21 protein-coding genes and 2 tRNA genes are annotated in these 21512 nt (G+C 50.2%); 17 read left to right on the forward strand and 6 right to left on the reverse strand.

Features of this window, described 5'->3' with window-relative positions:
* The first annotated feature begins 222 nt into the window (after nucleotides 1–222).
* The 6 genes from KDW_RS31680 (at nucleotide 223) to recO (ending at nucleotide 6192) form a co-directional block, all read left to right on the forward strand.
* Nucleotides 223–2061 (forward strand): hypothetical protein, encoded by a 1839-nt coding sequence (locus tag KDW_RS31680; RefSeq protein ID WP_162005184.1) that lies wholly within the window; start codon nucleotides 223–225, stop codon nucleotides 2059–2061.
* Nucleotides 2031–2648 carry a helicase-associated domain-containing protein gene (locus KDW_RS12750; RefSeq protein ID WP_162005185.1) on the forward strand — a complete coding sequence of 206 codons (618 nt, stop codon included), beginning with the start codon at nucleotides 2031–2033 and terminating at the stop codon, nucleotides 2646–2648. The genes KDW_RS31680 and KDW_RS12750 overlap by 31 nt, the downstream gene beginning before the upstream one ends.
* Nucleotides 2635–5037: a helicase-associated domain-containing protein gene (locus tag KDW_RS12755; protein ID WP_162005186.1), complete on the forward strand. Its 2403-nt coding sequence runs from the start codon at nucleotides 2635–2637 to the stop codon at nucleotides 5035–5037. Before KDW_RS12750 ends, KDW_RS12755 begins: the two co-directional genes overlap by 14 nt.
* A 110-nt stretch (nucleotides 5038–5147) precedes the next feature.
* Nucleotides 5148–5219: transfer RNA gene (locus KDW_RS12760), tRNA-Gly, on the forward strand.
* A gap of 12 nt (nucleotides 5220–5231) precedes the next feature.
* Nucleotides 5232–5305, forward strand: a tRNA-Cys gene (locus tag KDW_RS12765).
* 62 nt (nucleotides 5306–5367) lie between these two features.
* Complete coding sequence (recO, locus tag KDW_RS12770; RefSeq protein WP_151756309.1) at nucleotides 5368–6192, forward strand: DNA repair protein RecO; 825 nt, start codon at nucleotides 5368–5370, stop codon at nucleotides 6190–6192.
* Between the two features lie 77 nt (nucleotides 6193–6269).
* Here recO and KDW_RS12775 read toward each other — a convergent pair whose 3' ends face one another.
* Nucleotides 6270–6821, reverse strand: coding sequence for a hypothetical protein (locus tag KDW_RS12775; protein ID WP_151756310.1), 552 nt, complete (start codon nucleotides 6819–6821; stop codon nucleotides 6270–6272).
* 264 nt (nucleotides 6822–7085) lie between these two features.
* On the opposite strand from KDW_RS12775, the gene hisD reads away from it, so the two are divergent.
* The 10 genes from hisD (at nucleotide 7086) to KDW_RS12825 (ending at nucleotide 18196) form a co-directional block, all read left to right on the forward strand.
* Nucleotides 7086–8390: a histidinol dehydrogenase gene (gene hisD, locus KDW_RS12780; RefSeq protein WP_151756311.1), complete on the forward strand. Its 1305-nt coding sequence runs from the start codon at nucleotides 7086–7088 to the stop codon at nucleotides 8388–8390.
* The gene (locus KDW_RS12785) at nucleotides 8362–8541 is read left to right on the forward strand and encodes a hypothetical protein (protein ID WP_151756312.1); all 180 of its coding nucleotides are present in this window, start codon (nucleotides 8362–8364) and stop codon (nucleotides 8539–8541) included. The genes hisD and KDW_RS12785 overlap by 29 nt, the downstream gene beginning before the upstream one ends.
* Nucleotides 8542–8746: 205 nt before the next feature.
* Entirely contained in the window at nucleotides 8747–10570 is a 1824-nt protein-coding gene (locus KDW_RS12790; RefSeq protein WP_151756313.1) for a protein kinase domain-containing protein, read from the forward strand.
* A 123-nt stretch (nucleotides 10571–10693) separates the two neighbouring features.
* Nucleotides 10694–13207, forward strand: coding sequence for a PP2C family protein-serine/threonine phosphatase (locus KDW_RS12795; protein ID WP_162005187.1), 2514 nt, complete (start codon nucleotides 10694–10696; stop codon nucleotides 13205–13207).
* A gap of 94 nt (nucleotides 13208–13301) precedes the next feature.
* The gene (locus KDW_RS12800; protein WP_151756315.1) at nucleotides 13302–13670 is read left to right on the forward strand and encodes an NADH-quinone oxidoreductase subunit A; all 369 of its coding nucleotides are present in this window, start codon (nucleotides 13302–13304) and stop codon (nucleotides 13668–13670) included.
* Nucleotides 13661–14413 (forward strand): NADH-quinone oxidoreductase subunit C, encoded by a 753-nt coding sequence (locus KDW_RS12805; protein WP_151756316.1) that lies wholly within the window; start codon nucleotides 13661–13663, stop codon nucleotides 14411–14413. The genes KDW_RS12800 and KDW_RS12805 overlap by 10 nt, the downstream gene beginning before the upstream one ends.
* 30 nt (nucleotides 14414–14443) lie before the next feature.
* Entirely contained in the window at nucleotides 14444–14743 is a 300-nt protein-coding gene (locus KDW_RS12810) for a hypothetical protein (protein ID WP_151756317.1), read from the forward strand.
* 9 nt (nucleotides 14744–14752) lie between these two features.
* Nucleotides 14753–15907, forward strand: coding sequence for an NADH-quinone oxidoreductase subunit D (locus tag KDW_RS12815; RefSeq protein WP_151756318.1), 1155 nt, complete (start codon nucleotides 14753–14755; stop codon nucleotides 15905–15907).
* A gap of 74 nt (nucleotides 15908–15981) precedes the next feature.
* Nucleotides 15982–17388: a complex I subunit 1/NuoH family protein gene (locus tag KDW_RS12820; RefSeq protein WP_198925255.1), complete on the forward strand. Its 1407-nt coding sequence runs from the start codon at nucleotides 15982–15984 to the stop codon at nucleotides 17386–17388.
* Between the two features lie 292 nt (nucleotides 17389–17680).
* Nucleotides 17681–18196 carry a flavoprotein gene (locus tag KDW_RS12825; protein WP_162005188.1) on the forward strand — a complete coding sequence of 172 codons (516 nt, stop codon included), beginning with the start codon at nucleotides 17681–17683 and terminating at the stop codon, nucleotides 18194–18196.
* Between the two features lie 16 nt (nucleotides 18197–18212).
* Here the strand turns inward: KDW_RS12825 and KDW_RS12830 are convergent, their stop codons facing one another.
* Together KDW_RS12830 and KDW_RS12835 are read right to left on the reverse strand one after the other, a co-directional pair.
* Complete coding sequence (locus tag KDW_RS12830; protein ID WP_151756320.1) at nucleotides 18213–19154, reverse strand: WD40 repeat domain-containing protein; 942 nt, start codon at nucleotides 19152–19154, stop codon at nucleotides 18213–18215.
* The gene (locus KDW_RS12835; protein ID WP_151756321.1) at nucleotides 19154–19282 is read right to left on the reverse strand and encodes a twin-arginine translocation signal domain-containing protein; all 129 of its coding nucleotides are present in this window, start codon (nucleotides 19280–19282) and stop codon (nucleotides 19154–19156) included. The genes KDW_RS12830 and KDW_RS12835 overlap by 1 nt, the downstream gene beginning before the upstream one ends.
* Before the next feature lie 293 nt (nucleotides 19283–19575).
* On the opposite strand from KDW_RS12835, the gene KDW_RS12840 reads away from it, so the two are divergent.
* Nucleotides 19576–19797 carry an ABC transporter ATP-binding protein/permease gene (locus KDW_RS12840; RefSeq protein ID WP_151756322.1) on the forward strand — a complete coding sequence of 74 codons (222 nt, stop codon included), beginning with the start codon at nucleotides 19576–19578 and terminating at the stop codon, nucleotides 19795–19797.
* A gap of 38 nt (nucleotides 19798–19835) precedes the next feature.
* On the opposite strand, the gene KDW_RS12845 is transcribed toward KDW_RS12840, so the two are convergent.
* The 3 genes from KDW_RS12845 to murI all read right to left on the reverse strand — a co-directional run bounded on the left by KDW_RS12845 (nucleotide 19836) and on the right by murI (nucleotide 21496).
* Entirely contained in the window at nucleotides 19836–20189 is a 354-nt protein-coding gene (locus KDW_RS12845; RefSeq protein ID WP_162005189.1) for a phosphatase PAP2 family protein, read from the reverse strand.
* Nucleotides 20107–20469: a hypothetical protein gene (locus KDW_RS31685; RefSeq protein WP_162005190.1), complete on the reverse strand. Its 363-nt coding sequence runs from the start codon at nucleotides 20467–20469 to the stop codon at nucleotides 20107–20109. The genes KDW_RS12845 and KDW_RS31685 overlap by 83 nt, the downstream gene beginning before the upstream one ends.
* A gap of 76 nt (nucleotides 20470–20545) precedes the next feature.
* Nucleotides 20546–21496: a glutamate racemase gene (gene murI, locus KDW_RS12850; protein WP_151756324.1), complete on the reverse strand. Its 951-nt coding sequence runs from the start codon at nucleotides 21494–21496 to the stop codon at nucleotides 20546–20548.
* Nucleotides 21497–21512 lie beyond the last annotated feature (16 nt).

The following is a 21512-nucleotide window of genomic DNA, read 5'->3' on the forward strand; positions in this document are numbered from 1 at the left end:
TTGCGCTTAGAATGACTGCCTTCTGCGCCCTCTAGCATATCACAGGCTACTACTCAACTGTGTGAGCAATGCTAGTTGTGGATGAGTGGCATTCCAATTGCATATCAAGAACAAGTCAGTGAGGATATAACATTTTGAGGCAGATTGACCTGAGCAGATACTTCGTGCTATCATAGCCGAATATAGTTGGGTCAAAATAGGCTTTACGAGTAATTGCCATTGATGGAAAATATAGTACCGGGTGTATTACAGCGTCTTCGCCCTGCCGATATTATTCGCATGGCAGGCTTAAACGCGGCTTCTTTAGGGCAGGAGTATAACCGTACCAGCACGATACGTTCTACTCAACGCCAGGGAACACTGCTGCGTGGTGTGGTAGAACTTCCTCAGGATATGGATCCTCTGGTGCTGGTCCTGGATGAAGAAGATGAGACGGCAAGCCCAGAACGTACGACCACGTTACGCTCATATACAACTGAAGTTGAGATGATGAACTTGACTTCATGGCGTAGTTCCTGTTCCTGTGATGAACAGGGAACATTGTTATGTGTCCATGGAGCGGCTCTGTTGTATCGTTGGTTAGCACAGCCCCTGGTTTTTGAGCCACTGGCAGAGACACCCCCGGCTCCTGAAGTCCGATCTACTCGATTTCCAACGCCTACCAGAACTGTGCCCGCTCGGGAGCATATGAAAGCAGAAAAACTTCCCTCCTCTACCAGTTCTGATCCATCTACCAATGCAGCGGTACGCTATAGTCCTGATCTTAGTACGATCCTTGCGCAGATCAGTTTGAGCGAATTGCGTGGGATTGCACGGGAATATGAGCTTACCACGAATGGACTGTCCAGAGCGCAATTAGCGGAGGCGGTGCTGGAGGCACTGCAACAGCCGGATGTTGTGCGCCGAGTTGCATCCACATTGGAGAAAACGCAACGCCAATTGTTGGCCGCGCTGGCATTAGCTGGTGGGATGGTCAGTGATGATGACCTTCGAGGTTTGTTTGAGCGTTTCTCCCTGGGCAAACCTCCGCAACTCCAACGGACCCTGCTGGCTTTACAGGGAAAAGCATTGCTGTTCCGGGTTAATATATCTCGGGCCGATGCTGTGGCTCGTCCGGCCAGTAATAACAGTCTGTTAGATATTGGCTGGTTTGTGCCTGCGGAGATACATAGTGCGCTACGGGTTTATATTCCTGTCACCTCTTTTGATGTGACACAACCAGATGAGCATTCTGCTCTGCCTGATGTGCAGGTGGCCAGACCATATCGGATACTGGCCGATCTATTGCTGGTTGCGCGTGCCCTGGAAAGTGTAAAGATTGAGCCAGCTGATCCCTGGTCACCGCTTCATCCACCTGATTTGCCTGCGCCTGTCGCAACGAATAGTAATCAGGCTGCAGAGCATGTAGGATTGGTGCCGGCTCCAGCTGACATGCCTTCGGCCGCTTTGTTGGAGACATTACAACAGACACTACCATTTACTCAATCCTTCCTGCGTTTTGCCGTACAGGTATTGCTGCTGACCGGCATCGTTCAGAAGCCGCAGCGCCAGGCTCTCTATATGCACGTCCTGCCTGATGCGGCACAGTTGTTGCTGGGTTCAAGCAACGCAGATGTCCTGCAGGATCTTTTTAAGCTCTGGCTGCAGTCACCATCAGTGGCGGAGTTATTTGCATTACCGTCTGAGGGTTTGCGTCTTTTATGCCGCATGACACCCTTGAAAATACCTGTTTTACGCCTCAGCGAATTAGCTGAAGAAAATACCGCGGCGCGCCACACCCTGGTGGCACTGCTGACACAGGCATGTGCGCACAAATGGATGCAATTCGCCGCCTTTGCCCGCTTTGTCTCGCGTTTAAATCCCCTCTTTTTGCAGCGACGACAGCGGCTTTTTCCCGCACCCCATTGGTGGTTGGAAGCCGAAGCTGGCAAACCGCTGAAGCCTACCCTGCTGGGAGATTGGCAGCGGGCGGAATTACTGTACATCGAGCGCCTGATTCTGGGCCTCTGTACTGGTGGGGACTCTGTGACGTGGCCGTGTCCACTCAAGGACGCCTGTTAGCTTTCCGCATGACAGATATATCAGCCTGGTTGCTGCATGAAAGATTGTCCGAGGCTATTGAATATCCTGCTGGAAGCGAAGAGGCTGCGTTAGCGATGCTCAAGTTTCAAGATGATGGCCAGGTCTGGCTTGCCTGCACTCCTCACAATTGGTCCAACATCCAACTGTTTGAGCAGTTTGCTGAGTCAGTTGGCGTAAAGGATGGATACCTGTGCTACCGCTTTACTCCACAGATTTTGAGCCGTGCCATCAGCAAAGGTCACTCTGGTGAGCGTTTATTAGAAGTGTTGCGTGCCTATAGTATGCAACAGGATGCGAGTGCGCAATTATTAGCCGGGGTGGAACAATGGCTTGCCAGTTATGGGCATGTGCGGCTCTATACCGGGGTCACCATGTTGGAGACTGTGGATACCGCTGTCATGCGTGAATTATCAGCCACAACCTCACTGGATGAACAGGTTATTCGCGCCTTACATCCTACCCTGCTTGTATTAAAGAAAGCTGCTAATGAGCGCTTAAGTGAAGAATTGAAGCGGCGCGAACATTCTCCGCTGATACATGATGAGGAAGTTTATGGACCAGAATGATCTTGAGTTGCTACAGACGTTACCTTTGTACCATCTACAGGCGATGATCAAAGCTCGGCATATCACAGTGGCTCCTCATGTTTTCCATGGACATAGCTCCTCGACTGATCAGACTGCTACGGTTTCTACTCCTGTAGTGTTAGAAGTGGCTCGTTATCTATTTGATGCAAGTTCTATTGAAGAATTTTTAGATGAGTTAAGTGCGCTAGAAGTTGTCTTGCTGCAGGAACTCATCTCCTGTGGTGGACGAGCTAATAGCCGCGATCTGGCTCTGTATGCGCAAACGGCGGGCTTACTCGATGCAGAGAAGAAAGATGAGACTACTGGACCTGAAAGAGCGCCTGGAACGGGAGGTATAGCAATCCCTGTGGGTGCGAACTCTCTACAACCTCCTCTGTATCCGCAGGCCCATCCACATGGTTTATTTGAACAAGCCATTCGCCATCTGCTCTTATTGGGATTTGTCTGCTGGGGCAAGCAGACCCATTTTGTAGGCCGTGATTATACCAGTGGGATGCATGATGGCGTTTTGATCATGCCACAAACGATCATCAAGGTGGCCCAACGCAGATGGCGCAGCGCATCAAGTACTTCCTTGCCTGATCCCAGTGAGCCAGATGAACATCTGTATGCTTTCCAGCGCAGGCTGTATCTTTACTGGTCGTTTGTGCAGACTCATGGTCAACTGGCGCTGGTGAATAGTGGCTTATTAGCACGGACTGCCCTGCGACAGATCAGTGAGCATATGGGGATGGCTGCTGAGGGCGAGCCGTTGCGCTCAGAGAATGATCATCCACAGCTCTTCTTTCTGCGTTTGTTGCTGATGCAACTGGGATTGCTCGCGGTACGGCAGCAATATCTGATTGCTCGTCCGGCGGAAGAATTTTTTACCCTGACGGTTAGCGAGCGAACGCAGCGCTGTTATCAGGCTTACATGGAGACGCAGTTCTGGAATGAGCTGATCTATTTGTCCGAAATCAATGTGCGACCTGTGCCTGATCCTTTGACTCCCGCCCATGAGGAAGTTGTACTGGCACGCCAGCAAGTCGTTGAGCGAATCCTGGCGGAAGAAACGGGATCATGGCACGATGTGTCTGCTTTTATTGCTCGTACCAAACTACATGTGCCCTATCTTTTGTTTCCTCGTCGTTATGGACCACGGGCCGAACGTTACTCGCAGGGATGCAATCCTTATGGCTGGGATTTTCGTTTGCGCCGTGGCTGGCTGACGCATCGGGAGGGCTGGCACATGGTAGAGGGCGGTTTTATTCGTGCTATGCTGGCTGGACCTCTTGCATGGATGGGGTTGGTTCAGGAGAGACAGCAGGAGGCGGCTTTTCAGTTTTCTTTTGCATCCGGGACACTGATGCGTGGCCAATCCTTCCAGGAAACAGCTGTAGTGTCCAATCGTCTGGTAGTCCAGCCCAATTTTGAACTGGTTGTGCTGGCTCCTGTTTCTGAGGGCTTCCTGGTCAAATTAGATCGCTTCGCTGAACGTGTCAGCCTGGAACATATTGCGCAGTATCGACTCACTAAGGCCAGCGTGATACGCGCGATTCAGCGGGGAGCAAATGCAGTTCTGATTCTCCAGACCCTGAAAAGCGCGGTCGAAGGTGATATCCCACAAAATGTTCGTTATTCGCTGGAAGAATGGGAACGTCAGGCGCGACGGATTGAGATCTGGCCAGATGCGACTCTGATCGAAGTAGCAGATAGCTCCCTGCTGGATAGTTTTTTTGCTGATAGTCAGTTCCAGTTGCTGTTTCGGCGTCGCCTGACTCCGCACCTGGCGGAAGTTATTCCTGCTCAGTTAGATGCAGTCCAGCAATTGCTCTGGCAGCAGAATTACTTGCCCGCGTTAACTGTTGCTCCCGACTACGCCTCTATCTCTGATGCACCACTGCCGGTCCATGAGCCGCAGTGGAGATTGCGTCCAGAAGATGGGGTACTCGAACCTATCTATGCTGTACTCGATTTTTATGTACTGGCAGAAGCTATCCTGTTTTGTGAACAGGATCCAGTTAATGGCGGGCTGCGTGTGACTGCCCAATCGTTACAGAGGGCGCTCCAGGATGGTATCCTGCTGGAGCAGATTATTCGTTTCTTACAGCACTATTGCCAGGAAGGTATACCAGGTGCTTTTTTGATCAAATTGAAGTTGTGGGGAGGAGGCTATGAGCGCACGCCGCATATTTATGTAGAGCAAACCCCGTTATTGCGGCTCTCCGCCGATGTCCTGAAGGATCTCCAGTCCGATAGTGAATTGGCGGCATTATTAGGCTCCGAAATTATTGATGGTCAGCGCCTGGTACATGTAGCAACAGATAAATTGCCCCGAGTGCTGGCTGTCTTGCGGCAACGTGGTTTTTTGCCAGTTACAGGTGAATAGTGGTCCAATTTTCAGGCGCAAAAAACTCAATAAGAAAACTGTTGACAAACAGTAGTGTGTATGATATCTTATCCCTACAAACGTGATGCAGTTCATTACGAAATGCATTTGCGGGAGTGGCTCAGTGGTAGAGCACTTCCTTGCCAAGGAAGATGTCGCGGGTTCGAATCCCGTCTCCCGCTCCCCCTTTTTCAGGCGACGTAGCCAAGTGGTAAGGCACGGCTCTGCAAAAGCTGCACCAGCGGTTCAAGTCCGCTCGTCGCCTCCAATCGAGACGTGGTAGATTATTACCACGTCTCTTTTTTTTAGCAATCACCTGGAAAATGACCTATGCGTGAACAACGTAGTTACCCCACCGAAGCGATTATTCTGAAGCATACCGATCTGGGTGAAGCCGATCGGGTCCTGACGCTGTTTACTCCCTATAAAGGAAAAATCCGTGCCCTGGCCAAGGGTTCGCGCCGGCCGGGCAGCAAAAAAGCCGGCCACCTTGAGTTGCTTTGTTATAGTCAGTTGCAGCTGGCGGTTGGTCGAAACTTCGATGTCGTCACCCAGGCCCAGGCGAAAGAAAACTATTTCCACTTGCGTACCGATCTCTGGTATATGACCTGTGGTTTCTACCTGGCCGAGATGGTGGATCGCTTTGTCGAGGATAATGCACAGCAACAGGATGTATATAACTTATTGTTGACTACGCTACGTCTCTTAGATGTGGATGCAACCGAGCTTCAGCAGCAGCTGGCGAAAGGTGAGCCGGCCTCAATACATGATCATGATCGCTCGCGTCTCTTGCTGCGCTATTTCGAAATTTATCTACTTTCTTATATTGGTTATGAGCCAGTACTCAGGCAGTGCGCCCATTGCGGTGCTGAACTAAAACCTGAAGAGAATGGTTTCGCACCGGCGCTGGGTGGGGCCCTCTGTCCCAATTGTTCCCATCTCTGGTCCCAGGCCCTTTCGATGAATGCCCTGAAAGTGCTACGCCTCTTGCAGCGGACCCCGTGGTCGAAGCTGCCACGTTTGCAGCTCGATATTCGTCTCCAGGCAGAAATTGAAGCCGCCATGCATAGCCTGATCCGTTTCCACCTGGAGCGTGATCTGAAGTCCTGGAGTTTTCTTGAAATGCTCAATGGCCAGCGTTCACCAACCGTATAAGTAGATGTTTGCTTTCTATCCCGCGCCTGTAGCGCTCACCACACAATATACTGGTCATCACAAAATTGTTTATGACGCTAGCTGAGTACCTTATGGCTGTAGATAAGGGTACCTGTAGCATCGTAGAGTTCAGCTTGAATAGGCAGATCAACGCGTTGTGCGCTTATAAAGAGGACCATACCACTCTCTACCTGGTCTTCTACGGTAGTACCGTTTTTGGAGATCAGACGGACGCGGACGATATGCCGATCATGATCGGCGACCAATCCACCGGCATAAAAATGGTCTGGCATACCGCCACCACCCAGATTAGCCCAGGCCTGTTCCATGATAGGACCTGGCGTACCACCCATGATTCCGTCTCCGGCCGCACCACGAAACTGCCAGAGTTCCTTTGCGTCCTGCTCAACGTAGCAGGTAAAGTATACCTCATGCCCCTGCTCATTTTCAAAGACGGCAATATAGGCTTTGCGCCCCGGTAAAGAGCGTTCTTTCACAAAGCGCAGGGTCTTGTTTTTTGTTTCTTGCTCACTCTCATTAAGGTTTCCGGCTGGAACCTTGTTGGTGCGTGGGAGCAGTAAACGGGTTAACCTGTTGATTATTTCCTGTTTGGGATCTTGATGTGCCATAAATAACCTCATCCTCGCTAGGCAATTTGGTTTTGGCAATCATATCATAGTCATCAATGAAAAATATAGACGTGGATTGGCAGGACTGGCTTTTTAATGCGGTCTGGCCAGACATAGACAATATTCCTATCATTCGCGTATCATGATAGTAGATGAGCCAACCAGTAGTATTCATTTTTAATGTGCGGGTCTTGTGCAGATTTTTTGGCAGATTTTTTGTCTATGAGACCTGCTATGCGAAATCAAAGGAAAGAAGTAAAGATCATGGTCCATTTTTATGAATTGGCCAGTTTGGATAGAATGCAGCGTGCCCGTCTTCTTCGTCGTGCTGAAGTCGCAATTGACGATCTGCTCGACTATGTACGGCCAATTGTCCATGCAGTTCGCGATCGAGGTGATGCAGCGCTGCTCGAATATATGGAGCGCTTTGATCATGTGCAACTATCGGCGGATAAACTGCGGGTAACCCGTGCAGAGATTGATCATGCTCATGATGTACTCGATAAAGATGTCCATCAGGCCATCAAGCACGCTATTCAAAATGTTCGTAGCTTCCATGAGCGTCAGATGCCACATGAGCAGTGGTTTACGCAGATGGCTCCGGGCGTAATGGCGGGTGAGAAGATTACGCCGATTACCAGTGTTGGCCTGTATGTGCCGCGTGGAAAAGGCGCCTTTCCTTCTGTGATGTATATGCTGGCTACGCCGGCTAGTATCGCGGGAGTCCCGCGCATTGTGGTCTGTACGCCTCCTGCACCCAATGGCGATGTAGATCCCGCTTCCCTGGTGGCTGCCGACCTGTGTGGTGTACATGAGATTTATCGTATTGGTGGCGCACAGGCGATTGCCGCCCTGGCCTATGGCACAGAGACCATTCAGCGCGTACACAAAGTTACTGGTCCTGGTAATCCCTATGTTTCAGCTGCGAAGCGCCTGTTGTATGGCACCCTGGATGTAGGACTGCCTGCTGGTCCCAGTGAGTCGATCCTGCTGGCGGACGATAGTGCGGATCCAGAACTGGTGGCACGCGACCTGCTGGTTGAAGCCGAACATGGTCCAGACTCATCAAGCCTGCTGGTGACTGATAGTCGTGCCTTGATTGAGGCGGTCCAGAAATTGTTACCGGCCAAAATCGCGGCCCTGCCTGAACCCCGCCAGACTTTCTGCCGTACCGGCTTTGAGAGCGAGAAAGGGACCGGCGGTTTGATTCTGACTACCGATATGACCGAGGCGATTGCTTTTACCAACGAATATGCACCTGAGCATCTGGAGGTACATGTGCGTGAGCCCTTTGCGCTCCTGCCTGAACTGAAAAACGCGGGCGAGATCCTGCTAGGCTCGCATACGCCGACGCCATTGGGCAACTATAGCCTGGGTACAAATGCAATCCTGCCAACCGGTGGCTTTGCCCATACCTTTTCCTGTACCTCCGTCTTTGATTTTCTGAAGCGTACAGGACTGGGATATGTTACGCGTGAAGGTTATGCTCAATTGAGTGAAACCACCCGTACGCTGGCCGAGTTTGAAGGCTTTCCTTCTCATGCTCAGGCCGTCACCAATCGTCCGTAGTAGTGGCCGCGCTGGTCGCTGCTTGCTCGGACGCGAACGGGTCCGCAGCGACCAGCGCGGCCACTACGATGGTGTATGGTGTAAAAATATCCAGCACATTCGTTTAACAAGTAATGAAAAAGCTATTATGTCGATCACACCCCATGGATAAAAATAGCAAGGATGGCACATGTGATTGTGGTGCTTTAGGACTCTGGATTTAATACTGCTCACAATAAGGAAAGATGTGTTATAATGCCCCCTATAAAAGTTTAAATCTGCGGTATGGAGAGTATATATTTTTTGAGCTCCATGATTAGCCAGTTTTTTATTGTGTTGATGAGGAAATTCAAATAGTTTTTGCGGTGTAAAAAAGTATGTCAAATAACTTTTCGTCTGATTCAGAGCATGTATTACCAGTAAGTGGTTCACAACCTGATCAAAAAAGTAATGTGCCAGAAGATGCACACACACCGCTAGCTTCTAGCGCCAATTTGCCTGAAACAGATGGTAATGCTGTACCGCCACGAAGGCTGGCACACGGTACTGTGCTTTCAGGTGGACGCTATAAACTTGAAAAACTCATTGCATCAGGCGGCATGGGTGCTGTGTATCGTGCGATTGACACGCGCTTTAATCGCCCTTGTGCCGTCAAAGAAATGCTGGATGAGTTTCGTAATGAGGCCGAGCGGACACAGGCGGTGGAATGGTTTTCGCGTGAGGCTACGCTTCTGCTGGATTTAAATCATCCTTGTATTCCACGGGTGCGCGATTTCTTTGCTGAAAATGGCCGTAACTATCTGGTCATGGACTTTATCGATGGTCGTACACTCGCAGATGCGCTGGATGTAGAAGGTAATGTGGCTGGCATCAATGGAGCGCGTGGTGTCACTGAAGCTCGTGCCAGGAGCTGGATGCGCCAGGTGAGCAGCGTGTTGAGCTATCTGCATTCTCAATCACCACCAATTATTTTCCGTGACTTGAAACCATCCAATATTATGGTAACCGGGCGGGATGAAATTAAATTGATCGATTTCGGTATTGCTCGTACTTTTCAGTCACAACGTCAGGCTACCGTGATTATGACGCTGGGTTATGCGCCTCCTGAACAGTTGCATGGTATGCCAGAGCCGCGAAGCGATATCTATGCATTGGGTGCCACTATCCATCGTTTGTTGACACGCCATGATCCGTCTAATAATAAACCAGGACCTTTTGACTTTCCTTCTCTGCGGGTGCTGCGACCGGATATATCGCCAGCCTTTGATCAGATCGTCATGAAGTCCCTGGCTCCGCAATTAAATTATCGCTGGCTCAATGCGTCCGAACTGGAACGTGCTTTGATCAATCTTCCACCAGTGACCGTTGTTCCTCCGCTGATTAATGCTGCGGTTGACCAGCGTCAGGATGCTGTGAGTGGAGGGGCGCTTGCTGCATCCAGAGGCTCGGGTATGCACTCTTCACCACATGTAACGCCTGCCAGACCGATTTCATCGCCTATGACGGGTCCGGCCGCACCACAGTTAACGACCGCACTGGGACATCTAAAAAACTCGCGCATTGACGCGGCCCATGATGCAGTCAAGTGGGCGCATTCATTGGAGCCACAAAATGCGGTGGTGCATAAAATCTTTGGACAGGTGTTTGCTCGGCGCACCCCACCACAACCGGATCTGGCCCTACAGGCCTATAATCGCTCGCTGCAGATCAATCCCTTGGATGCTGAAACGCATAAACTGATTGGCGATGTCTGGTTTTATTTACGGCAATCGCCGCAACAGGCTATTACTGCCTATACTCAATCTTTGCGTCTCAATGCTCAGGATTTTGAAGCACATGATCGATTGGGCCAGTGTTTTGAAAAAACGAATCAGATTGATCCGGCGATTCGTGAATATCAAGAGGCGATACGTCTGGCACCAGCTCAGCCTGAGATTTTACGTTTGCGCCTGTACTTTTCGTTGGGCCAGTTAGCCATGCGTAAAAATCAATGGTCGGTTGCAGAACATGCTTTTGTACAAGTGCTGATCTTAAATGCGGCAGATTCGCAGGCACGCTTTTTACTTAGTCAGGTATATGAGCGTGAAGGGAAACTGGATGATGCTTTTCGCGAGTGTGGCTATGTGCTCAAGGGATCTATGGGCAACACTCCCGCAGTTCAGCAACTCTTCTATAGTTTGAAAAATCGTTTAGGACGGTAAGAGGCAATCTTTTATGCACTGTCTATCTGGCATGAAGGGAACGTGTCAATGAGTACGCATCGTCTCGGCTCTAGAGAATACAGGAGCTTTCGACTGCCTATAATTATAGTACTCGTTTGGCTCATGATCGCCCTACAAGTGGGGCTCTCCTCCACTGCCTTTGCTGCTGCTGCCCCGCAGCCTTTAGCGCCACAGCCAGCGCAAGATGTCACGCGTGCAGGTGTTTCTGTTGTTCGCTTGCTCTTGTCGTATGTGGGCAAGGACTCTTCGGAGGGGAATGCCAACTCCACTATTATGTGTACGGGATTGGGTGTGCTGGTGCGTAGTCAGCGCAGCACTAATCCTTCTGATCACTATGAAAACTGGGTACTGACCGATGGGGCTCTGGTAAATAATGAGAAAAAAGCCACCTGCCTGTCTACAGAGCCAGCAGCCACCCTATCTGGCATTTCTATTTATATGAGCAGTACCTATAATGCGCAGCAGGTGATTAAATTTGAGCGCAAAGCTGCCGATATTTCTATTCATTGTCCGGCTGGCTCACGTCCGTGTGTCGATGGTTCAACGCTCTTTTCATTCAACAGTAGCTTATCTGAGCCGCAGCCTTTTATCGATCTGGCTGCGAAGCAGGGGAGTAGCCGGGCAAATGGAGAGCAAGATCACGCACTTTCTCTGACAAAAGCCGACCAGACTCTCAATGGATTGCCTACTTCCATGGGGGGGTCTGCCCCATTGAGCGTCTATGAGAAGCAATTAGAACCCTATCGTCTGCCAACGATCCGGCAGCAGACTGGTAAAACATTGGAGGTTGGCACTCCAATGGTGAATGGTGTTGGAGAATTGACAGGAATTCATGCTGGCAAAAATGCCGCGGTGCATTCTCGGGATGAGATTCAGTCTTTTCTTGACGCAACCCTGCCAAAGGTCACTGACCCCGCTGCTGTCAGTCCGCTACATGATAATTGGAAAAATGGCATGGATGCGTATTATCAACAAAATGCCGCGAGTGCGCGCTTAGCTTTGCAAAAAGCTTCTGCAGACAACAGTAATTTTCAGGCGGCCCAGAGTTTACTGGCCTTGAACCAACCAAAAGCTGCTGTGATTACCAAAACGGCAGCTCCGGCTCCGGCGGATGGCGTAACCCTCTTTGGTTTCCATCTTCCATACTGGGTGCTGGCGGTAGTGGCAGCGGTGCTGGCCCTACTGGTAGTACTGATCATTTTCTGGTTCTGGCGCTCGCGTATCAAAAAGCACAGGCGTGTTTTGGAGGCTGAACTGGCACATGCTGAGCAGCATGCTACCATTGAAGCACAGCGTATTCGGCTGGCGGAAAAAGAGGTGGCGCAGGCTAAGAGCAAGATGCGTCAATCAGGTTCTCTGCCATCCATCCAACCTGCAACGGTAGCAACCGGCCAATTGGGAAATATCACGCTGCGTTGTCCACGGTGTAATGAGATAGTGGCACCTGAGGATAACTTTTGTGCCAACTGCCAGCAGCAACTACTCCCAACTGATATGAACCAGTATCAACAACAGGGTAAAGCGGTTGTGCCTGCCACTCCTGGTAGCAGTCCAGTACCACGATCCGCGCCCACTGCACGTTCGATTTCAGAGCAACCGACGATTGTGCCTGCCAGTTCAATTGCGGAACAGCCGACGATTGTGCCGGGTCGTTCAATTGCGGAGCAGCCGACCGTGGATATTCCATCTGACCATATTTCTGCCTCTCACCAGGATCCAGAGAAGACTGTGCCATATGCGATGCGGCAGTTGAGTGGTCGGCAGTTGGGATTGGCGGTTGGGGCCAAATCTGATCCTGGTATTAAACGCAAATATAAGCCAAATGAAGATAGCCTTTTTGCTGCTCAGGGCCTGATCAGTGGCAGTTCAAAGCCGCCGCTGTTTGGTTTGTTTGTCGTGGCTGATGGCATGGGTGGACACGCGAATGGAGAAGATGCCAGTCGCCTGGCGATTCAGACCATCGTGAATTATCTGTTGCCAAAGATTTGTAGCCAGGGATTGCGCCAGAGCAATGCTTATGAAAAGCTGCTGGTTGATGGCGTGCAGGAAGCAAATCTGGCTGTCCATCAAAATAATATGCAGCAGAATGCAGATATGGGTACAACCATGACTGCAGCCCTGGTTGTTGATGGGATGGCTTATATTGTAAATGTAGGAGATAGTCGTACCTATCTGTATCGGCCAGCTACTGGCCTGCGGAAGGTAACGCTGGATCATTCGGTTGTAGCCAGTCTGGTTGAGGCAGGTATCATCAAGCCCGATGATATCTACACCCATCCCAAACGTAATCAGATTTATCGTAGTCTGGGTGAAAAGCCAGCTATCGAGATCGATGCGTTTAAAGAGCCGTTACAGCCGGGAGATAAAATAGTGCTTTGCTCGGATGGCTTATGGGATATGGTGCGCGACCCTAAAATCGAAGCGGTCGTCAAATCTCCTGTTCCCAATCCTGCCATAATCGGCGATGCTTTGATTAAAGCTGCTCTTGAGGGTGGCGGTGAAGATAACGTCAGTGTGGTTGTCGTGCACGTAACTGAGCCTGTCGAAACGACCGGGATGCCCCGGCTGCAACTTGTTGCCAAGCCCGACTCAGTAGACATGCCCCAGTTGCCATAAAATTGTCGCACTTTCTTCCCTGTGCTATAATCTAGACAGCATTTTCTTGACCTCCGCTCTTAATAGCGGAGGTATTTATTGGGAGGAAAAGCTCGTGTCAACACCAGCTAATATTGGATATTTATATGCAGGTATCTTGCTGGCAGCAGGCTTTGTGTTCGTTCTACTTGCTACTACTGTCGCAAACCTGCTTGCTCCACATAAAGCAACTGAAGAAAAACTGCAAACTTATGAGTCTGGCGAAACTCCCATTGGTTCTGCTTGGGTTCAATATCCACTAGGATTTTACATCTTCGCCTTGTTATTCGTGGCCTTTGACGTGGATATCGTTTTTATCATTTCCTGGGCTGTAATCTTTAAACAGTTAAGCATTTTTGGCTTCTGTGAGATCGTCTTCTTTATCATAGTCCTTACACTTGGTTTGGTTTATGCGTGGCGTAAGGGAGTGACTCGATGGATCTAGTACCACGTTCAAAAAATATACCCAGTGCTACTACTGGTTATCGCGATCAGAATGCTGCTCTGGCTCGTGATCTGGCTCCTATTGCGCAGATTACTGGCACACCAGTGGTGACTCAGCTTCAGAAGGGCGACTACCTTGGTTTTGAGGTGGCTCGTGAACATCTGGTGGCTGTCTGCCGTTTTTTGCGTGATCAACTGGGTTTTGATCTGCTCAGCAGCAATTCGGGTGTGGATATGCTCGATCATTTAGAGTCGGTCTATCATATTCGTTCTACGACGCGTAATCAATTGCTCCAGCTAAAGGTGCGTCTCTCTTCTGAGTCTCCTGAGGTTGATAGCGTGGTTTCAGTCTGGCCAACAGCCAACTGGTTTGAGCGCGAAACATACGATATGTATGGTATCCGTTTTTCAGGCCACCCCGACCTGCGCCGCATGTTGCTTGACGATGATTTTGAAGGCCATCCTTTGCTCAAGAATTTCCATCAGGTACCTTTGACGGTGAAGCCTCGTGCCACAACCCAGATTGATCCGAACATGGCTGTTTCTGGTCAATATCAGCAGCAGAATATGGAGCGTGTGGTGCAGAAGAAGTTGGGCCAGGGTCAGCAGGAGCGTTTGCATCCAGGTACCCCTACTTTTGGGCATGCGAATGAAGCGGCTCAGCGGGATGCCAACGTACATGAATCAACCGAGTCCGGCCAGTCAACGCGCGATAAAAACGCGACTACCGACGAAAAAGCGTAGGAAAAAGCGACCAGGACGTGAGTGAATATCATGCCAAAGTCGAAACAGCGAAAAGTGACGAATAAACCTGACGATGTGCAGCAATCAGTCCCGCCAGCCACAAGATATCGCCGGCGACAGGCTGCACAGAATAGTAGTAGTGGATGGGTTGGATTGGTTCCCGGAGCGATTGTAGCGCTGGGATGCTGGGTATTCGCTTATACATTTACCTTGCAGGATAGTCCGAATCGCTATCTCTTTGCTGGTATGATGGCACTGATTGCGTTAATGTGGTCGATTAGCTTCTGCGTTCGTTTATGGAAATGGCAACGAAGAAGACAAACAAATTAGAGGAAGCTTATGGCTACGAATCAAGACACTGATCTTCAAGGCCTGACAACAACAGATTCGTCAGAGGGCGTGAAGACGCAGGAAATGTTGCTCAACCTGGGTCCACAGCATCCCAGTACCCACGGGGTGTTGCGTTTGATTATGACCCTTGAGGGCGAAACCATTACGGGATGTACCCCTGTGATCGGCTATCTGCACCGCGGCCTGGAAAAAATTCTGGAAAACCGCACGATTATGGCTGGTATCCGTTATATGGATAATTCTGACTATCTGTCTCCTATGTTGAATGAGACGGCATATGTCGGTGCAGTCGAGCAGTTAATGGGTATGGAGCCACCCCGGCGTGCGCAATATATTCGCTTGCTCACCAATGAGTTGCAGCGTATTGCCAGCCACCTGGTGGGTATTGGTACCTATGGTATGGACCTGGGTGCATCAACGCCAATTCTGTGGGCCTTCCGCGATCGTGAAGGTATTCTTTCTTTGTTCGAGGCTCTGGGTGGCAGTCGCTTTAACGTCAACTACATGCGTGTGGGTGGCGTCCTGCATGACTTCCCCAAGGACTGGCTCAAAGAGTGTGAGACCTTCCTGGACACCCTGGAAAAAAACATGAAGGAAATGGATGCCCTTCTGAGTGGCAATGAAATCTTTATGTCACGTACCCAGGGCGTTGGTTATATTGATCCTCAGCAGGCACTGGCCTATGGTCTGACCGGCCCGATGCTACGTGCCAGTGGTGTCAACTGGGACCTGCGTGTGAATCGCCCCTATATGGCGTATCGCGAGGTGCCTGTTAATACCTATGTACGACAGGAAGGCGACTGTTACGCTCGCTATTATGTGCGCCTGCAGGAGATTACTGAGAGCATTCGTCTCTGTCGGGTCGCTATTGATAAAATGCCTGGCGGAGCCATCAGTACCCGCACTCCTATCGCGCTGCGTCCTCCACGTGGAGAGAGCTACTTTGCGGTGGAAAGCAGTAAAGGCGAGCTGGGTGTCTATCTGATCAGTGATGGTAGCGAATATCCATGGCGTGCGAAGCTGCGTGGACCCTCGTTTATCAACCTGCAGATCGTCCCTGAACTGATGCGTGGTCACAAAATGAGCGACGCTATCGCCATCCTGGGTAGTACTGATATCGTGCTTGGCGAGGTCGACCGGTAAGTATCTTTGTGAAGTAGTAGACAAGTCTGGCATGTTATCTCTCTTGTTTGCTTCTTCACCTCTGGAGTTATCATATGTTTGCAATGATTGTAGCCGAAACTGCCCCCTGGTATCAGTGGGCGGCCGATCTGTGGAAGGGCATCGCTGACTGGAATTTCCTGCAGTTTGTGGTTGCCTTTCTGACCATCTTCGGCTTTATTCTAACCAGCGCGACGATCCTGGTGCTCGCCGAACGTAAAGTCATAGCCTGGATGCAGGACCGTGAAGGACCTCTGCACACAGGTCCCTGGGGTCTTTTGCAGTCGGTGGCGGACGTCGGTAAGCTGCTGCTCAAAGAAGATATTCGTGTGAAACACGCGGATAAGTTGATGTTCTTGCTTTCACCGGCTGTCTTTATGGCACCCGTGATTGCGGCATTCGCGGTACTGCCTTTCTCACCATATATCCAGTTACCCGGTGGTGCACTCACCACTGGTCTGGTCTTCCTGGTAGCTATGAGCTCGATCGACGTGATCGGTGTGATCATGGCTGGCTGGGGTTCAAATAACAAATACTCTTTGATCGGCGGTCTGCGTTCCGCGGCCCAGATGATCTCATATGAGCTGCCACTGGTCCTGGCCTTTGTTGGCGTAATCATGCTGACAAGCGTACTGGCTGGCCAGCCAGGCTTCCCTGGACAGAGCGGCATAGGATCGATCGCACCATACCAGATCATGCAGTTCCAGAACTCTGCCTGGCACCATACCGGCATTGGTATCCTGGACTTCATTTTCCAGGGCTTCACCCCCTGGTCCTGGTTCTTCCTCTTCCAGCCATTGATGTTGATCATCTACTACACCTGTGGATTGGCTGAGACCAACCGCGCACCATTCGACCTGCCAGAAGCTGAGTCAGAGCTGGTTGCCGGTTATATGACCGAGTATAGTGGTATGCGCTGGGCTATGTTCTTCCTGGGTGAGTATGGTAACATGACCATCGCTTCGGCTGTGGCCTCCTACCTCTTCCTGGGCGGCTTTGCTGGTCCTGGCGTGAGCTGGTTAACAGCTCAGGGTCCACTGCTCTGGGGCTTTGTGGGCAATATCCTGGCCCTGGGTTACTTTGTCTTCAAGATCTATGGCCTGTGCTTTGTCTTCATCTGGATCCGCGCTACCCTGCCACGTCTGCGCGCTGACCAGTTGATGCAGTTTGCCTGGTTAATCTTGATGCCTGTCACACTGGCCAACATCCTGGTAACTGGCCTGGTATACTTCCTGACCAGTGCTCTGCCAACCTGGGTCTTCCTGACCGTTCTGGCTGCGATCAACTGGGCCAGCGTCTTCGGGTTCATCTGGCTGGTTGGCCGTGTCACTACCTCTACCACACGGCATGCGCAAGCTCCGGCGATTCGCGCCCAGCTACGTGCCAAGCCTGCAATTCCAGCACCAGCACTGCGCGATGGCGTACCCGCTCGTGTGGCCTTGCCAGCTGGTAGCCACGAGTAATCGCGCTGCCCGGATGAACGAGTAAACTATCATTACAAGCAGGTGGGATGACCAGCAATGGTCTCCCACCTGCTTTTTTCTTGTAGCGTGTGCCTGAAACTCACTTCCATGGAGCCCTTTGTCATCAGGTTTTCGCGCCTGCGGCGCTCAAAATTTTATGCTGTGGTGAAAATAATGCGCATCGCGCATTATTTTCACCACAGCATAAAAGAAGTATGGGTACTTCAGTGCCCGAGTGTGGCTAATCGGAAGCGTCGCGTTCAGCCACATTTTTAGAAAAGGGGATGAGTGCGTGAGAAAGCTAGCGGTGGTTGTTTGTGCTGCCTTATCGGCCAGGTATATTCAGGAATTTGTTCGGCTGGCTCAAAAGGATCGCTGGGATGTCTGGATTGTGGCGACGCCAAAGGCATGTGACTTTATTGACGAGCCTGTACTGCACGCCCTGACAGATCATCCAATCACCGTTACAGAGCCAGCCTTGCCCCTTCCCACCTTTGATGCAGTGGTAGTAGTACCAGCCACCTTTAACAGCCTCAAAAAATGGGCTCAGGGCATTCTGGACACCTATGCACTGGTCCTGCTACATACCTGGATGCGCCAGCCACAACTACCCATACTGGTCTTTCCCCGTGCCAGCAGCGAATTGGCCCAGGAGCCAGCGTTCGCACCCAGTCTGGCCTGGCTACAGCAGCAGGGCATCCATGTCTACTACGATCCCGATCTTATCCCCCCAACAACAATATCCCCTGGACCACCATTCAGAGAGAATTGCGCAATGTCTGCACATGATGTCTGGCTTATGCTGTAGTAAATTCTGAGATAACTTAAGGTTTTTTCCAGATTTGTAGCGTTTGATCTTCGCTGGTTGTAGCCAGGCGAATATTATCAGGAGCCCAGACAACGTTCCTTACGCGCGCTGTGTGGCCACGGTAGATATACACTGTTTGTGCCTGTGTGGGACGCCAGATATGCACTGTTGTATCATCACTGGCGGAGGCTATGTAAGCTCCATCAGAAGACCAGGCCAGAGAGGCGATATAATTACTGTGATTTGTATATGTCGATATGGTGGAACCTGATGGAACGTTGAACACTTTTACCATATAGGGATTCATGGGCGGCTGGTTATCTTCATGAGGGCCAAATGTTACTGCCAATCTTTGACTTTCTGGTGACCAGGCAACCGCAGTTATTGGCTGGGATGTCTGATTGGTAAGTACCATCTGTGTGACTCCGGTAGAGGGTATCCAGATATGGACTGTACCATCTAAAGAGCCAGATGCAATATATTTGCCATTAGCAGACCAGGCAAGCGTTGTTACTTCATCGCGATATTGTTCATAGGTGGAAACTAACTCAGCATGGGAATTTGCTATTATCTTGTAAAGACATACACGCTTATTCAGACTGCCTGTAGCAACCAGTTTACTATCGGGAGACCAGGAAAGTGTATCTACCACAGTTTGATTATTGGAAATAGCTGTAATTGCTGTCCATGTCCTGACATCCCAGATACGCACCCCATAATCTGGATCAGAGGTAGCAATATATTGGCCATTAGGTGACCACGCTATCGCTCCTATGGGTATATTGCCTCTTGCACGATCTCGATAGGTATTTTTATATGATAATGTATTCCAGACGTATAACGCTCCATCTGCTGTGAGTGCTGCCAGGCTTTTGCCATCTGGCGACCATGTGACTCCATCAACAAGTTGCTGAAATGTGTGCAGCGTAGGGTCTTGTTGTTGATTTTTGAGCCACACTATGGTGCACCAATGCCGAGCAGGGCACAGCCACCAATAGCAGCGCCTCCTTGTAGTAAAGATCTCCGCGAAATATGCATAGACCTGGATAGCTGCTCAATATTTTTATCTGTTGCTACTTTTTTCATGAAAAATTAACCTTATCTGTCAATTTTTGCTAATGACTGAAATATTAAAGCTGGTTTGTAGAAAACATATTATAGCATACTTATCCCGCTAAAATAATGATATTAAGCCCTAATATTTAGTACCTTATCTGTGTGCCATGTTAAATAAAACTACTGCACAAAATTATTATTAATAATGTATACTTTTCTACGTATCTTTACTATGCTACGTTAGATCTTCGTTTTTTATGGTATAAAATTTTTGCATTGCTTGCATTCTGTTCACTCTCGCATGTGTAGAGAGGAATACTCTGATGAAAATTTCATTTGGCCTGGCTGACCCAGGTTATTCGCATCGCCGGGCGACCCTGCGCGAAGCGGACCACGTCCTTGTGCTGAAGGATGGTAGGATAGAGATTGAGGGAACGCTGGATTATGTGCTGGCAAATAGTGAAGAGATGCAGCGGCTCTGGCACGGCGAGCTCACTCTGGTAGGGGCTGAAACACCTGAAAATGCACAGGAGGAACAGGCATAAGCGTGCCTGTTCCTCCTGTTAAGCAGTCTTGTAGGAACCTAGAAGCCCTGGCTTTTGAGCAGGAGCCAGGATAGGGCGACACCAACCAGGGAACCAGCAATGACCTGTGCCAGTGTGTGACGATGCAGTTTGACGCGTGACCAGCTGACCAGAACGACCAGTAGAAAGGCGGGGAGCATGACACGTCCATAGACCATACTGAGGGCTGTGACGGCGGCGGCGAGGGCCGAAGCATGCATACTGATTTTCCACCAGAAGGTGATCACCATCATCAGGAGGCCGCTGATTGAGACCAGCAACAGCACGCTTTCAAGATTTTTTTGTCCATTGATCAGGTGCAATACCAGGAAGCCAAGCAAGCTTGAGGCAATACCAAATAAGAATGGTCCCACGGCGTTGTGAGCGCACACTAACATCGACATCAGTAAATTTACCCGTCATGACACCAAAGGTGATATAGGCCATGGGACCAACACAGAGAAAGAAAATAGTAATAATAACTGAAAATAAAACATTTTGATTGCTGGCAGAAAGCCCCATCAGAACCACAAAAGGTAAGGCTACAACCGCGGGTGAAAGAATGGTAGAGATAAAGCGCGCAAATTGAATATGCAATGGCTTGGATATGGCAGGGGTGTTATCACTCTCATTGATCGCCATATTCTCAATCATTATAATTTTCTCCTAAGACAATCCTTAACAGGAACAAACAAAGGGTATGCAGAAAAGTTTCTGCATCTGAACGTCCTCAAAGCAATGACTGACTGGCCTGGACACTATAACCAAGGACGGCACTCGCAACCTTGCTAAAATCCTGAGCATCCCCGCTACACCAGATCTGCAAGTTGCCACCCGATTCCGCCAGAGGCCGTGCCAGTCTTTCTGTATCCAGTATTGCTTGCGTACGCCGGGCAATGGCGGCGCCGCTATCAATCACCTGCACATTTTTCCCCACCAGCCGCTCGATGGCTGGACGTAAAGCTGGAAAGTGGGTGCAGCCCAGGACTATAACATCGACATCTTTGTCAATCAATGGTTGTAAGGCATGTTGCAACGTTGCATCAACAAACGGACTTTCAAGTTCACCATTCTCTACCAGCGTGACCAGTTCGGAACACCCTACGGCATAAGCCTGGATATCCGAAGCAAAATCATCGATGAGATGGCGTAGATAGGAGGATTTGGCGGCTTGATTGGTGGCTGCAATGCCGATGCGCCCATGGCTGGTGGCGCGGGCCGCCGGTTTTACCGCGGGCACAACACCAATAAAGGGGGTGCTGGAATACGTAGAACGTAGTACGCTCAATGCGGCCTGAGAAGCCGTATTGCAGGCTACCACAATCAATTTTACTCCCTGATCAACCAGGAAGCGGCACGCCTGGACTGACAACTCGATAATCTCATCCTCGCTGCGTGTCCCATAAGGACAGTTGGCCGTATCGCCAATGTAAATGAAATTTTCGTTGGGGAGTACTTTGCGTAGATCCGCTACAATTGTCAGACCGCCGGCTCCCGAGTCAAAGACGCCAATGGGAGCAAGGGCCAGCTGCCGATGTTTTGTTTGATCCTGGCTGTATTGCATATGCCGTGGATCATCTTTGCGATAGTCGTAAAATATATGTTCACTCCGCTCGGCATCGCGGGCAGGATGCACGATGTGCTCTCCTGCCGCATGTTCTAAACTGCTAGGTTTCATCATTCGTTTTATTATACTC

This window comes from Dictyobacter vulcani (assembly GCF_008974265.1).
GTDB lineage: Bacteria > Chloroflexota > Ktedonobacteria > Ktedonobacterales > Ktedonobacteraceae > Dictyobacter > Dictyobacter vulcani.

What these genes read in the sequence shown, in the direction of transcription:
- KDW_RS31680 (WP_162005184.1), top strand. Translation starts at nt 223, where the DNA reads ATGGAAAATATAGTACCGGGTGTATTACAGCGTCTTCGCCCTGCCGAT.
- KDW_RS12755 (WP_162005186.1), top strand. Translation starts at nt 2,635, where the DNA reads ATGGACCAGAATGATCTTGAGTTGCTACAGACGTTACCTTTGTACCAT.
- recO (WP_151756309.1), top strand. Translation starts at nt 5,368, where the DNA reads ATGCGTGAACAACGTAGTTACCCCACCGAAGCGATTATTCTGAAGCAT.
- KDW_RS12775 (WP_151756310.1), bottom strand. Translation starts at nt 6,821, where the DNA reads ATGGCACATCAAGATCCCAAACAGGAAATAATCAACAGGTTAACCCGT.
- hisD (WP_151756311.1), top strand. Translation starts at nt 7,086, where the DNA reads ATGGTCCATTTTTATGAATTGGCCAGTTTGGATAGAATGCAGCGTGCC.
- KDW_RS12785 (WP_151756312.1), top strand. Translation starts at nt 8,362, where the DNA reads ATGCTCAGGCCGTCACCAATCGTCCGTAGTAGTGGCCGCGCTGGTCGC.
- KDW_RS12790 (WP_151756313.1), top strand. Translation starts at nt 8,747, where the DNA reads ATGTCAAATAACTTTTCGTCTGATTCAGAGCATGTATTACCAGTAAGT.
- KDW_RS12795 (WP_162005187.1), top strand. Translation starts at nt 10,694, where the DNA reads ATGATCGCCCTACAAGTGGGGCTCTCCTCCACTGCCTTTGCTGCTGCT.
- KDW_RS12805 (WP_151756316.1), top strand. Translation starts at nt 13,661, where the DNA reads ATGGATCTAGTACCACGTTCAAAAAATATACCCAGTGCTACTACTGGT.
- KDW_RS12810 (WP_151756317.1), top strand. Translation starts at nt 14,444, where the DNA reads ATGCCAAAGTCGAAACAGCGAAAAGTGACGAATAAACCTGACGATGTG.
- KDW_RS12815 (WP_151756318.1), top strand. Translation starts at nt 14,753, where the DNA reads ATGGCTACGAATCAAGACACTGATCTTCAAGGCCTGACAACAACAGAT.
- KDW_RS12820 (WP_198925255.1), top strand. Translation starts at nt 15,982, where the DNA reads ATGTTTGCAATGATTGTAGCCGAAACTGCCCCCTGGTATCAGTGGGCG.
- KDW_RS12835 (WP_151756321.1), bottom strand. Translation starts at nt 19,282, where the DNA reads ATGAAAAAAGTAGCAACAGATAAAAATATTGAGCAGCTATCCAGGTCT.
- KDW_RS12840 (WP_151756322.1), top strand. Translation starts at nt 19,576, where the DNA reads ATGAAAATTTCATTTGGCCTGGCTGACCCAGGTTATTCGCATCGCCGG.
- KDW_RS31685 (WP_162005190.1), bottom strand. Translation starts at nt 20,469, where the DNA reads ATGATTGAGAATATGGCGATCAATGAGAGTGATAACACCCCTGCCATA.
- murI (WP_151756324.1), bottom strand. Translation starts at nt 21,496, where the DNA reads ATGATGAAACCTAGCAGTTTAGAACATGCGGCAGGAGAGCACATCGTG.